This is a genomic window from Saccharopolyspora antimicrobica (genome assembly GCF_003635025.1).
Lineage (GTDB): Bacteria > Actinomycetota > Actinomycetes > Mycobacteriales > Pseudonocardiaceae > Saccharopolyspora > Saccharopolyspora antimicrobica.
In genome coordinates this window covers 5,003,802-5,016,000 of the sequence record NZ_RBXX01000002.1, presented here as the reverse complement: position 1 = coordinate 5,016,000, position 12,199 = coordinate 5,003,802, and the positions used below count along the sequence as shown (strand labels likewise).

The window sequence follows — 12,199 nt, the reverse complement described above, 5'->3', positions numbered from 1 at the left end:
GGGTGAAACTTCGCGGTCGCGGTTCCGGCCGTCCCTATCGTCCGAGCCATGACACTCCCCACCGAGCCGATCGGCAGCATCCCCCGGCCGCCGGAGCTCCTCCGAGGCCTCGCCGAGCACGCCGCAGGACAGCTCGACGACGCTGCGCTCGCCGAGCTCCAGGAGCGGGCGACCGCCGACACGCTGACCAGGCTGGCGAAGCTGGGCTGCCCCGTCGTGGTGGACGGCGAGCAGCGCAAGCCCAGCTTCCTCACCTACCCGATCGCCGGTCTCGACGCCCTCGCCCCGGACGGCGCGGTCGTCCCGTTCGCCGACGGGCACACCAGGCAGCTCCCCCGCCTCACCGCGGGACCGTTCCGCTACCAGGTCCACGCCGACAGCTTCCTGCGCAGCGCCCGCGAGCACACCGACCTGCCGGTCAAGCAGGCGATCATCGCCCCGTCCGCGCTGAGCCTGCTCTACCCGGCGGAGGGCATCGACGGCTACTCCCGCGAAGCGTTCCTCCAGGATCTCGCCGACGAAGCCGAAGCCGACGTCCGCCGCTGCCTGGAAGCCGGTGCGCACCGCGTCCAGCTGGACTTCACCGAGGCCCGGCTGTCGCTCAAGCTGGATCCGTCGGGTGGTCTGCTCGACGACTTCATCGCGCTGAACAACTCGGTGCTCGACCGCTTCGGCCCGGAGGAGCAGGCCCGGATCGGGGTGCACACGTGCCCCGGCGGGGACCGCGATTCGACGCACAGCCTGGACGTGGACTACGCGGACCTGCTGCCGAAGCTGTTCGGCCTGCAGGTCGGCAACTTCTACGTCCAGCTGGCCAGCGAGCCGGACCCCGACCGCGTGCTCGGCATCATCGCCGGCCAGCTCCGCCCGGGAATCCGGGTGTTCGTCGGCGTGACCGACCCGATCGACCCGCGCATCGAGACGCCGGAGGAGGTGCGCGACCGGGTGCTGGCCGCGGCCCGCCACATCCCCGTGGACCAGCTGGGCACCTGCGACGACTGCGGTTTCTCCCCGTTCGCCGACGACACCTCCACCTCCCGCGAAACGGCCTTCGCCAAGATCGCAGCCCGAGTCCGGGGAACGGCCATGGCCGCTGAAGCCCTCGGCCTCTAGCGCCGACGAGTTCCCGTGTGCCGGACGCCTCGGCGAGGTGTCCGGCACACGGGTTTCAGCGTTCGGGGAAGCGCCGGAAGCGGATGGTGTTGTCCCAGCCCGCGGTCACCACCAGGTCACCGGGCCAGTTGTGCGCGATGCCGCTGATCACGCCCTGCCGCTATGCCGAACGTTGTCCGGCCTGTCGGCCGCTGGAGGTATTACGGTGTCGGTGTCGCCACTCGCATCGCGCAAAGGACGGGCACGTTGACCGAGATCCCGGACACCACGCCAGCCGAACTCGAAACCGCCCTGCAGCGGGCCGCCGAAGCCGCCGAGGCGTTCGGCTCGCAGCCACCCGCCACCCGCGCCCGGCAGATCCGCGCCGTCGCCGACGCGCTCGACGCCGCCTCCGGCGAGCTCGTGCCGCTGGCCATGACCGAGTCCAACCTGTCCGAGGGACGGCTGACGGGCGAGCTCAAGCGCACCACGTTCCAGCTGCGGCTGTTCGCCGGAGTCCTCGACGACGGCGGCTACCTGCAGGCCACTGTGGACAGCGCCGACCCGGAGTTCCCGCTGGGCGCCAAGCCGGACCTGCGTCGCGTGCTGGTGCCGGTGGGCCCGGTGCTGGTGTTCGCGGCGAGCAACTTCCCGTTCGCGTTCTCCGTCGCAGGCGGCGACACCGCCTCGGCGCTGGCCGCCGGCTGCCCGGTCGTCCTCAAGGCGCACCCGGGACACCCGCGGCTTTCCGTGCGAACCGGCGAGATCATCACCGCCGCCCTGGCCGAATCCGGCGCTCCGGACGGGGTTTTCCACGTCGTGCTGGGCCTGGAGACCGGCGCTGTGGCGCTGCGGGATCCCCGGGTCAAGGCGGCTGCCTTCACCGGCTCTGTTCCGGCGGGCCGGGCGCTGTTCGACATCGCCAACTCCCGCCCGACGCCGATCCCGTTCTTCGGCGAACTGGGCAGCCTCAACCCGGTCTTCGCCACGCCCGGCGCGATCCGGGCGCGCGGCGCGGAGATCGCCAAGGGCTACGTGACGTCGTACTCGGGCAACGCGGGCCAGCTCTGCACCAAACCGGGCCTGCTGTTCCTGCCCGCCGACCACGGCCTGGACGAGGTGCTGGCCGAGGAGTCGAGGGCCGTGGCGGCGCACAAGATGCTCAACGAGCGCCTGCACCAGGGCTACTGCAACCGCCGCGCCGCGGTGACCGAGGTGCCGGGAGTGCGGGTGCTGGCGGAGGGCAGCGTCGACGACGGCGCCGTGCCGACGCTGCTGACCACCGACGTCGCCACCCTGCTGGCCAACCGCGAGGCGCTGCTGGAGGAGGTCTTCGGCCCGCTGTCCATCGTGGTCACCTACGCCTCCGAGGACGAAGCCCGCCGAGCAGCCGAAGCCTTCGAGGGCAACCTCACGGCGACCCTGCACGCCGAGGACGACGACGCGGAGTTCGCCGCGAGCCTGGTGAACCGCCTGCGCGACCGGGCGGGCCGCCTCCTGTTCAACGGCTGGCCGACGGGCGTCGCGGTCTCCCCCGCAATGCACCACGGAGGCCCCTACCCTGCGACGACCGACGCCCGCTTCACCTCGGTGGGCACGGCCGCCATCGACCGCTTCCTCCGCCCGGTGACCTACCAGAACGTCCCCCAGAACCTCCTCCCGGAACCGCTACGGGACGAAAACCCCTGGGGAATCCCGCAGACAAGGCACGAATCGAAGTGACCCGCGCTGCCCGTGAGTCATCGCGACTCACGGGCTTGGGAGGGGCCAGGCGCGAATCTCGCCGTCCCGGTAGAAAGTGAACAGCGTGCGGCCGTCCTCGCTGACCTCCCACTCGCTGGGTGAGTTCGCCAGGCCGACCACGTCCAGGACGTGGAGCTCCTTTCCGTTGCTCGTGCGAATGACGTTCTGCTCCGGGTCGAGCACCACAGAGTCTGCTGATCCAGCGGCAAGTACCTCGCAGTACGACTCGCTGCACGGGCCGGAGTGCACCTGCACCACGCCGGTTTCGTAGTTCCACTGCCATCCACTGCCGGTAGTGGTGTTCAGGCCGAGAACGGGACCGGAGCCTGGCGGACTCGCCCACATCGAGGAGACACCCCCGGACGAGTCCGGGATGAGCGCCGAGACGTCCACCTCACGAACGGGCCGCGCGGTGCGCACCTCCCAGAAACTTACGACCTGGTCCGCGGAGTTCAGCACGGCAACGATCGTGCCGTTCTCGACGAATTGCACCGAATAGTCGTTGTACTCACCCCGACCACCTACCGGAATGGTGCTCACGATGTCCCCGCTGGAGGTGTCCCGAACTTCCAGGACCCCCCTGCCCGACGGCATCGTCACTAGCTGGGAACCACCAGCACCCATGACGTCCCAAAACCGGGAGTACTCGAAGCGGTAGCCGGTGCGCAGGTTGACACCTCTCCTCGGTCCACTGGGCCACACGTGCGCCAGCACGATGTCACCGCTCCAGCCGAGCGTCGTGAACTTCGCGTAGTAGCTCCCGTCACGTCCCAGGCTCCAGGTGCCCCGGGGTGTGCCAGCCGGTAGCAGGAGAAGGAACGCACCGGCGAACGCCGCGAGCGAGACCGCAGCCCCCGCTACCACGAGCCCCGGCCACCAGCTACGGAACACGGTCTTCCCACGGACAGCGGTTCCGGGCGCGGGATAAGCGCCGCCGTGCCCCGGATACCGTTCGGTGAGGTATTCGCGGAGCCCGTCGTGGCGCAAGTTCCTCCGGCTGACTGCTGGGACGGCGGTAGACCCGCCGCGCCAAGCTGATCATCAGCGGACTGGACAGCAGCTCGGCCAACGGTCCGTCCGGCCGCTCGATCACGGCATCGATGACGCGGTCCCACCGTCGCACTCCCTCGACGTCGCGCTGCTCGAAGAAGTCCCGCGCATCATCGGGGCGGATGGGCTCGATCTCGACGACCGCCGCGTGCGCCAGCACACCGTCCGTCGTCACCGCAGCCTCGAACTCCGCGCTGCGGCAGGTGATCACCATCCGCAGCGCGGATCGGTTGAGCGCTCCCAGAGCCCTCCCCCACAGCTCGGACGGAATCTCGTCCAGCCCGTCGAGCACCGGGAGCAACCGCTTGTCCGCGAGCAGTCGCGCGGCTCGGTGCCTCGGCACGACCGGGTATTCCTCGCTTACCCTGCGGGCGACCCAGTCCTCGATGCGTTCGCCCGGATCCCATCCCGCGACCGACAACAGCACCGGAACCGGCTGTGCCTCATCGTCGAGTGCGGCCAAGGTGAACAGCAGCACCAAGGTGCTCTTGCCCGCACCGCGCTCCCCCAGCACCACGAGCTGTCGTCGGGGACTCTGCCGAAACGCCGCCAGCAGGGCGGCTGCGGCAGGCCTGGTCTCGTCGGTGCCCTCCAGCAGCTCACCCCGGCGCAGCTCGGCCCGCCCCTTCTCCGCAGTGGTCAGCTTCACCTGGACCGGGCGTTGTGTGGGACGCCATCGCAGGCGCAGCGGCCGGGGTTCCTGAAGACCCCGGTTGTCGCGTTCTGCCGACCACTGATCGCGGACCTGCCGCCGCAGCTCGGAGATCGCCTCATCCGGCGAGGTGGCTCGATCTCCCAGCCGAATCGCCCGGGAGATCAGCCACCACTCCAGCAGGCCTCCGGCTGCCAGCAGCAAGACCGCGACCGGCCACCAGCCGTGCCGGACCAGGACCGCCGCACCGATCAGCAGCGCCAGCCCGACCGCGCTGGCGGCGCCCCACCGGGGACCGCGGTTCCGCGGCTGGTGGTGGAAGTGCAGGTCGCCGACGATCGTCCTGGCCTGGACCAGGGAGCCTCGGACGGATCCGGTGTTCTCGTTCCGGGTCTGCTCGGATGCCACCTCAACCTCGGAGGGTGATCGGCCGTGTCGAAACCGTCACCGCATCGACGTCGAGATCCGCAGCGGCGCAGAACGATCGAAATCGGCGCTAAGGGACGCATCCTCAGCGCTGGAAGCGGTAGGTGATGTGGGTGACGAGGGAGGCCGGGCGGGCCGAGACGATCTCCAGGTTCTGGGACGGGACTCCGTCGAAGAGGCGTTCGCCCGCGCCGAGGACGACCGGGGTGACGTGGGTGCGGAGCTCGTCGATCAGGCCCTCGCGGAGGTACTGGTTGATCGTGGCCGCGCCGCCGGCGATCGCCACGTCGCGGTCGCCCGCCGCCTCCTTGGCCTGCTTCAGCGCCGCGTGGATTCCTTCGGTGACGAAGGTGAAGGTGGTTCCGCCGCCCATGACCAGGGGTTCGCGCGGGTGGTGGGTCAGGACGAAGACCGGCGCGTGGTACGGCGGCTCGTCGCCCCACCAGCCCTTCCAGTCCAGGTCCCACTCGCCGCGTCCCGGGCCGAACATGTTGCGGCCCATCACGTAGGCTCCGGCCGCGGTGATCGCGTCCAGCTCCGCCTTGTTCTCTTCAGGGGTCTGGAACATCCAGGAGGTCAGCTGGTCGACCGGACCGTCGCCGAACGGCTTGTCGGCGGTCTGGCCGGGGCCCGCGGCGTACCCGTCGGCCGAGACGGCGATGTCGCACACGACCTTGGTGCTCATGACTCCTCCTGGATTCTGGTTGCATCTTGCAATCGGTGATAACCTACAACTGACCGACTGCGACTTGCAAGCAGTTTCTTCTGGCGATGGGAGGAGCCGGTGAAGGACGAGCACCGTTCCGGGTGTCCGATCAACCTCTCCCTCGAGGTGCTCGGCGACAAGTGGTCGCTGATCGTCATCCGGGACCTGATGTTCGGCAACCGGAGGCACTTCCGGGAACTGCTGAACAACTCCGAGGAGGGCATCGCCTCCAACATCCTCGCCGCCCGGCTGCAGCGCCTCACCGAGAAAGGGCTGGTGTCCAAGGCCGCCGATCCCAGCCACAAGCAGAAGGTGATCTACAGCCTCACCGAGCCCGCGATCCAGCTCGTCCCCGTGGTGGCGCACCTCGGCGCCTGGGGACGCCGCCACCTGCCGGTGACGCGAGAGCTGGCCATCCGCGCCGAGCTGCTCGAACGCGGCGGCCCGGAGCTGTGGGCGGAGTTCATGGACGAACTGCGCGAGCAGCACCTGGGCATCCCGCGCCCGGAAGGCGCGGAGTCGGTCTTCGACCGCCTGCGCGCGGCCTACGAAGCCGAACTCGCCCGCGGCTGATCCGACGCGTTCCCGCTGGTCAAGGACCGTGAGTGTTTTGTGGTGCTATGACCCCGCAAAACGCTCACGGTCTGCCACCTGCGGAAAGGTGCCGGGGGCGGTAGCTGGCGATCGTGACCGAGGCCGTCGGCGCGAGGGGCTTGGGGAGCGCCGCGATCCGGGCTCGGAGGGCCTCGGGGTCGGCGTGCCAGGCGCTGGGGCCCATCGCCACCACCGCTTCGGCTTCCGACTCGGCAAGGGAGAGACGGAACTCGCAGGTCCGCTGCGCGATCAGCTCGAAGTGGTCGGCCAGCTGCTCGGTCAGGCGCTCCTGCTTGCGCTCGTCGACCTTGAGCAGGCCCAGTGCCGACACCAGATCCGCCAGGTGATCGCCGTTGGGCACGACCACCACGAGCCGCCCGTCCGGGCGCAGGACGCGGTGCATCTCAGCGGCGTTTCGGGGCGCGAAGACGTTCAGCACCGCCGAAGCCGCACCCGTGCGCACCGGCAGCGTCTGCCAAGCGTCGGCGACAGCGGCACCCATGCGCGGGTGCGCTTTGGCCGCGCGGCGCGAGGCGTACTTCGAGACGTCCAGCGCGAGCCCGACGCGGTCGGAGCCCTCAAGAGCACGTGCGAGGTAGTAACCGGTCCCGGCCCCGATGTCGACCACGCAGCCCTCGACGCCCGACAGCGCTTCAGCCGCTGCGTCGGCGATCGGCGCGTAGTGCCCGGCGGCCAGGAAGTCCGCGCGGGCCGCGACCATCGCCGCCGTGTCACCGGCGACCTTCGTGCCGCCGGGCAGCAGGCTCACGTAGCCCTGGCGAGCGATGTCGAACACGTGGTTCGCCGCGCAGCGCAGGTTGTTGCCGGTCCGGTCCAGGTCGGCACCGCAATGCGGGCAGGCCAGCAGCGCCACCACGTCGTCCAGCAAACCAGCCCTCCACAGCGCATCGTCGACAGGCGATTGTAGAAGTCCGAGGTGCGAGCACCCGCGCGCAGGACGCTCGGCGCGAGCTGGGACGGTGGGCACGATGTGGGATTGGGCGGCGGCTCCCGACTACTGGATCGCGCGGTTCGCGGTCGCGCACCTGGTCGCCATCACCTACCTGCTCGGATTCGTCAGCGCGCTGCGGCAGTTCCGGGGACTGCTCGGCGAGCGCGGGCTGACCCCGATCCCCCGCTTCCTGGCGCACGTGCCGTTCCGGGAATCGCCCAGCCTGTTCCACCTGCACTACTCCGACCGGTTCTTCGCGGGCGTCTGCTGGGCCGGGATCGCGGGCAGCGCGGTGGCGCTGTTCGCCGACCTGGCACCGCTGTGGGCGTGGCTGGCGCTGTGGACGCTGCTGTGGCTGCTGTACCTGTCGATCGTCAACGTCGGGCAGGTCTGGTACTCGTTCGGCTGGGAGTCGCTGCTGCTCGAAGCCGGGTTCCTGGTGATCTTCCTCGGCCCGGCCGGGATCGCGCCGCCGACCCTGGTGCTGTGGTTGCTGTGCTGGCTGCTGTTCCGGGTGGAGTTCGGCGCCGGGCTGATCAAGATGCGCGGCGACTCCTGCTGGCGCGACCTCACCGCGCTGTACTACCACCACGAGACCCAGCCGATGCCCGGCCCGCTGAGCCGCTGGTTCCACCGGCTGCCGCGTCAGGCGCACCAGGTCGAGGTGCTGGCCAACCACTTCACCCAGCTCGTCGTGCCGTTCCTGCTGTTCGCGCCGCAGCCGGTCGCCACAGCGGCCGGGCTGGTCGTGGTGGTGACGCAGGGCTGGCTGATGCTCAGCGGGAACTTCGCCTGGCTCAACCTGCTGACCATCACGCTGGCGTGCTCGGCGATGAGCTCGGGCCCGTTCGAGCCACCGCCGATGGCCGGGCTGCCGCCGTGGTTCGCCGTGCTGGTGCTGGTGCTGACGGCGGTGTTCGCGGTGCTGAGCTACGCGCCGGTGCGCAACATGCTCGGCAAGCGCCAGGTGATGAACCGCAGCTTCAACAAGCTGCACCTGGGCAACACCTACGGCGCGTTCGGCAGCATCACCCGCACCCGCTACGAGGTGGTCGTGGAGGGCGCTGCCGACATCGACGGCCCGTGGCGCGAGTACGGCTTCAAGGGCAAGCCTGGCGACCCGCACCGCCGCCCACCGCAGGTCGCGCCCTACCACCTCCGCCTGGACTGGCTGATGTGGTTCCTCGCGCTCTCCCCCGGCTACGGCCGCGCCTGGCTGCCCGGTCTGATCAAGGCGCTCCTGCGCAACGACGAGCAGGTCCTGCGCCTGCTGCGCCACAACCCGTTCCCGGACCGGCCGCCGCTGCTGATCCGCGCGGATCTGTACCACTACCGCTTCACGACGCGCGCCGAGCGCCGCGAGACGGGCGCCTTCTGGAACCGCACCCGGGTCGGCGACTTCATCCCGCCGCTGACCCTCGAGGACCTGTCGTGATCTGCGACGGCCGGGTGTGGTGGCCGCTCTACGTCTCCTGCCGCGACGAGCCCGAGAGCGACGCCGCGCTGTCCGACGGCGGCGCCGAGCTGATGCCCCTCGGCGACTACGGCTTCAGCACCGAGTTCTGCTGGCTCAGCCCGCGGCCGCGGCTTCCAGGGCGGCGATGTCGAGCTTGCCGCCCATGGCGAGCATCGCCTTGATGACCCGGTCGGCCTTCTCCGCGTCCGGGTCGGTGATCAGCTCGTACAGCCGGTTCGGGACGATCTGCCAGGACACGCCGTACTTGTCCTTGAGCCAGCCGCAGGGGCCTGGCTCGCCGCCCTCGCCGAGCTGCTGCCACAGGCGGTCCACCTCCTCCTGCGATTCGCACCGGACCTGCAGCGAGACGGCCTCGGTGAAGGTGAACTGCGGGCCGCCGTTGATGCCGACGAACTGCTGGCCGGCCAGCTCGAACTGCACGGTCATCACCGTTCCCGGTGTCCCGGACCCTGCCTCGCCGTGGCGCAGCACCTGCGTGATCCGCGAGTCCTCGAAAATGCCGGTGTAGTGCGCCGCGGCCTCCTCGGCCACGCCGTCGAACCACAGGTTGGTGGTGATCTTCTGCTTGATCTGGGCCATCGCGATCTCCCGTCCGCTCTCGCACCACTATCGGTGCGGACGGGTAGACCGGCCAGCGCGGCAGAAGTCATCGGCCGGGCGTTTCCGCGCGAAACCGGCGTCTCCAGGTAAACGATTTCGCACGAAGTCGCCGACTCACCACGACGGGCGCAGCGGGTAGTGCGCGTCGGTGTCGTCGAGGCGGACGCCGAGGACCTGGTGGAGCTGGACGACGTTGCGCTCGAAACCCAGCCGGCAGGCCGCCATGTACAGCCGCCACACGCGCGCCCGCTCGAGCCCGACCTCCGCGACCGCCTCGTCCCAGTGCGCTTCGAGGTTCTCGCACCAGCCCTTCAGCGTCAGCGCGTAGTGCTCGCGCAGGTTCTCCTCGTGGCGCACCTCGAAGCCGTTGTCGTTCATCGCCGACACCAGGGTGCCCACCGGTTCCAGCTCGCCGTCCGGGAAGACGTAGCGGCTGATGAACTTGCCCGTCCGCGCGCCGTAGCTGCCGTCCGGGCGGGTGATGCAGTGGTTGAGCAGCCGCCCGCCGGGCACCAGCTTGTCGTGCAGGAACGAGAAGTACGACGGCAGCTGCGCCTGACCGATGTGCTCGGTGAGCCCGATCGAGCTGACCGCGTCGAACCCGGTCTCGGGCACGTCCCGGTAGTCCAGGTGACGAACCTCGGCCAGGTCGGCGAGGCCGCGTTCGGCGATCGCCTTCTGCGCCCACTGCGCCTGCTGCCGGGACAGCGTCACGCCCAGCGCGCGGACCCCGTAGAGCTCGGCGGCGTGCATCACCATGCCGCCCCAGCCGCAGCCCACGTCGAGCAGCCGCATGCCCTCCCGGAGCCCGAGCTTGCGCGCCACCAGGTCGTGCTTGGCGAACTGCGCTTCCTCCAAAGTGGACTCCGCGGTCGGGTACACCGCGCAGGTGTAGGCCATCGACGGGCCAAGCACCCACTCGTAGAACCGGTTGGACACGTCGTAGTGGTAGGAGATCGACTTGCTGTCGCGGCGCTTGGAGTGCCGCCAGCCGCCCGACGACCGGTGCTCGACCGCCGGCGGTTTCACCGGCCACCACAGCCGGTACCCGGCCAGCTTCACCAGCAGCTCGCGGCGCAGGCCGGGCGGGATGTCGTGCAGCGCCACCGACGGGAAGGCGGCCAGCGCGGTGTACATGTCACCGTGCACCTCCAGCGCCCCGGTGACGTAGGCGCGGGCCAGGCCGAGTTCGCCGGGTGCCGCGGCCAGGTGCGAAAGCGCCAGCGGGGAGCGGACTTCCACGCCTATCTCGGCGCCGGGCGGACCGGTCCGGCTGCCGTCGAAAGCTCGGATCTCCACCGGGGCCCCGCCCCCGAGGACGCGCGCGAACACCTCTGCCCAGCCCATCAGCGAATCCCCTTCCTCACTTCTCCCGCACGCACTTCTCGTACAGCCCGGGCAACCGGTCCGCCGGGTCGTAGCGCTCCTTGAGGCGCTGGTAGGCGGGCCGGTTGTAGAGCCGCCAGAACTCCTCCTCGGTGAAGTAGGAGTTGGAGTACAGCGACTTGTGGCCGTCCAGCTCGGTCACCACGCGCTCGATCGCCCGGTTGTGCCGCCCCGGCGCCTCGCCCTTGCGCAACGGCACCGTCGACCAGAACCCGACGTTGATGTACAGCTCGTCGGGATCCATCGGGTACAGCGGCCAGCCCTTGGGATCGCGCAGCTGCACCGGGCACAGCCAGACCGGCGAGACGCCGATGTCGCGGTGGAAGAACTCCAGGAACTCCGGCAGCCGGTCGACCGGGATCTCCACGTCCTGGATCACCGGCTCGTTGACGCCGCGGCCGCGCAGCACCGCGATCCGGTCGGTCACCGCGTGCCTGCGGTCCCAGGCCACGATGCGGCGGTAGACGTCGGAGCGGCGGTAGCGCTGCGGCCAGAACCGCCGCACCAGCGGGCGCTGCGCGCCGAACGCGCGGGAGCACCAGAACCAGTCGGTGTCCCAGCGCCACAGGTAGTCGCGGATGCTCAGGTGGTCGGTGCGCCGCTGCTGGATGGAGCGGTAGTAGATCTGCTGACCGGTGTAGTCGCTGGTGAACGGCGCTTCGTCCACATAGGACCCGATGGTCAGGTACTGCTCGCTGGCGCTGAACACGGTGCCGTCGAGGAAGTCGACCGGGTGGCCGTCGAAGGTGCGGTCGCGGCAGATCTGCGCCATCGCCGCCGCGCACTCCCGCGCCGTGTCGAACCGGACGTGCTCCAGCCGCACGTAGGGGCGGACCTGCTCCAGCTCGATCTCCAGCCGCAGCGCGTAGCCCAGCGTGCCGTAGGAGTTGGGGAATCCGCGGAAGAGCTCGGCGTGCTCGTTGTCCGGGCGGGCGCGCACGACCTCGCCGGAGCCGGTGAGGATCTCCAGCTCCCGCACCGATTCGTGCGGCAGGCCGCTGCGGAACGAGGTGGACTCGATGCCGAGACCAGCCACCGCGCCGCCGAGCGTGATCGTCTTCAGCTGCGGTACCACCAGCGGGATGTGCCCGGACGGCAGCAGCGCGTCGACGATGCGCTCGTAGGTCGCCATGCCCTGCACCTGCGCGGTGCGGTTGGCGGTGTCCACCTCGAGCACCCGGTCGAAGCGCCCGACGTCCAGGCCCGGACCGGCCGCGGGGTCGCGGAACCGGAACAGGTTCGAGGTGGGCTTGGCCAGGCGCACCGGCGCGCCTGCGGGCAGTCGCGAGTACTCCGCGACCAGAGCGGTGACATCGTCGGAATGGCTGCCTGCAGCGACTGCTCCCCGATCGGCCATGCCCCGACTCTATTGCCGGGGCTGCCCGCGAGCATCCCGCTTTTCCGGCGGCGCACCTCGCGCGGCGACCGGCGAATCCGCCGGAACGCCCCGCCGGTGACCGCGAAAACCGCAGGTGGCGACCACCGGCGCGGGCTACCGGCCGAACTGCGCCGCGACGACCG

11 protein-coding genes are annotated in these 12,199 nt (G+C 70.2%); 4 read left to right on the top strand and 7 right to left on the bottom strand.

All coding sequences use genetic code 11. The features are described from left to right. The first annotated feature begins 48 nt into the window (after positions 1 to 48). Both ATL45_RS24130 and ATL45_RS24125 read left to right on the top strand, forming a co-directional pair. Positions 49 to 1,113, top strand: a complete 1,065-nt coding sequence (locus ATL45_RS24130; RefSeq protein WP_093153936.1) for a cobalamin-independent methionine synthase II family protein — start codon at positions 49 to 51, stop codon at positions 1,111 to 1,113. 255 nt (positions 1,114 to 1,368) lie between these two features. Beyond that, entirely contained in the window at positions 1,369 to 2,814 is a 1,446-nt protein-coding gene (locus ATL45_RS24125) for an aldehyde dehydrogenase (NADP(+)) (RefSeq protein WP_246025860.1), read from the top strand. 27 nt (positions 2,815 to 2,841) lie between these two features. On the opposite strand, the gene ATL45_RS24120 is transcribed toward ATL45_RS24125, so the two are convergent. The 3 genes from ATL45_RS24120 to ATL45_RS24110 form a co-directional block, all read right to left on the bottom strand. Continuing rightward, a complete protein-coding gene (locus ATL45_RS24120) occupies positions 2,842 to 3,726 on the bottom strand; it encodes a WD40 repeat domain-containing protein (RefSeq protein WP_093153931.1) in 885 nt (294 codons plus the stop codon). Next, positions 3,716 to 4,945 (bottom strand): NACHT domain-containing protein, encoded by a 1,230-nt coding sequence (locus ATL45_RS24115; RefSeq protein WP_093153929.1) that lies wholly within the window; start codon positions 4,943 to 4,945, stop codon positions 3,716 to 3,718. The genes ATL45_RS24120 and ATL45_RS24115 overlap by 11 nt, the downstream gene beginning before the upstream one ends. A gap of 103 nt (positions 4,946 to 5,048) precedes the next feature. Then, entirely contained in the window at positions 5,049 to 5,648 is a 600-nt protein-coding gene (locus tag ATL45_RS24110; RefSeq protein ID WP_093153927.1) for a dihydrofolate reductase family protein, read from the bottom strand. A 99-nt stretch (positions 5,649 to 5,747) separates the two neighbouring features. Between ATL45_RS24110 and ATL45_RS24105 the strand changes: the two genes are divergently transcribed. Beyond that, a complete protein-coding gene (locus ATL45_RS24105) occupies positions 5,748 to 6,242 on the top strand; it encodes a winged helix-turn-helix transcriptional regulator (protein WP_093153925.1) in 495 nt (164 codons plus the stop codon). A 64-nt stretch (positions 6,243 to 6,306) separates the two neighbouring features. Here the strand turns inward: ATL45_RS24105 and ATL45_RS24100 are convergent, their stop codons facing one another. After that, positions 6,307 to 7,152: a putative RNA methyltransferase gene (locus ATL45_RS24100; RefSeq protein WP_093153922.1), complete on the bottom strand. Its 846-nt coding sequence runs from the start codon at positions 7,150 to 7,152 to the stop codon at positions 6,307 to 6,309. Between the two features lie 100 nt (positions 7,153 to 7,252). Here ATL45_RS24100 and ATL45_RS24095 point away from each other — a divergent pair, with 100 nt between their 5' ends. Continuing rightward, positions 7,253 to 8,650 (top strand): lipase maturation factor family protein, encoded by a 1,398-nt coding sequence (locus tag ATL45_RS24095; RefSeq protein WP_093153920.1) that lies wholly within the window; start codon positions 7,253 to 7,255, stop codon positions 8,648 to 8,650. A gap of 135 nt (positions 8,651 to 8,785) precedes the next feature. On the opposite strand, the gene ATL45_RS24090 is transcribed toward ATL45_RS24095, so the two are convergent. The 3 genes from ATL45_RS24090 to ATL45_RS24080 all read right to left on the bottom strand — a co-directional run bounded on the left by ATL45_RS24090 (position 8,786) and on the right by ATL45_RS24080 (position 12,035). Next, the gene (locus tag ATL45_RS24090; RefSeq protein WP_093153917.1) at positions 8,786 to 9,271 is read right to left on the bottom strand and encodes a VOC family protein; all 486 of its coding nucleotides are present in this window, start codon (positions 9,269 to 9,271) and stop codon (positions 8,786 to 8,788) included. A gap of 135 nt (positions 9,272 to 9,406) precedes the next feature. Then, a complete protein-coding gene (locus tag ATL45_RS24085; protein WP_093153915.1) occupies positions 9,407 to 10,639 on the bottom strand; it encodes an SAM-dependent methyltransferase in 1,233 nt (410 codons plus the stop codon). Positions 10,640 to 10,655: 16 nt separating this feature from the next. Then, entirely contained in the window at positions 10,656 to 12,035 is a 1,380-nt protein-coding gene (locus ATL45_RS24080; RefSeq protein WP_093153912.1) for an FAD-binding oxidoreductase, read from the bottom strand. Between the last annotated feature and the right edge of the window lie 164 nt (positions 12,036 to 12,199).

What these genes read in the sequence shown, in the direction of transcription:
- ATL45_RS24130 (WP_093153936.1), top strand. Translation starts at nt 49, where the DNA reads ATGACACTCCCCACCGAGCCGATCGGCAGCATCCCCCGGCCGCCGGAG.
- ATL45_RS24110 (WP_093153927.1), bottom strand. Translation starts at nt 5,648, where the DNA reads ATGAGCACCAAGGTCGTGTGCGACATCGCCGTCTCGGCCGACGGGTAC.
- ATL45_RS24095 (WP_093153920.1), top strand. Translation starts at nt 7,253, where the DNA reads ATGTGGGATTGGGCGGCGGCTCCCGACTACTGGATCGCGCGGTTCGCG.
- ATL45_RS24090 (WP_093153917.1), bottom strand. Translation starts at nt 9,271, where the DNA reads ATGGCCCAGATCAAGCAGAAGATCACCACCAACCTGTGGTTCGACGGC.
- ATL45_RS24085 (WP_093153915.1), bottom strand. Translation starts at nt 10,639, where the DNA reads ATGGGCTGGGCAGAGGTGTTCGCGCGCGTCCTCGGGGGCGGGGCCCCG.
- ATL45_RS24080 (WP_093153912.1), bottom strand. Translation starts at nt 12,035, where the DNA reads ATGGCCGATCGGGGAGCAGTCGCTGCAGGCAGCCATTCCGACGATGTC.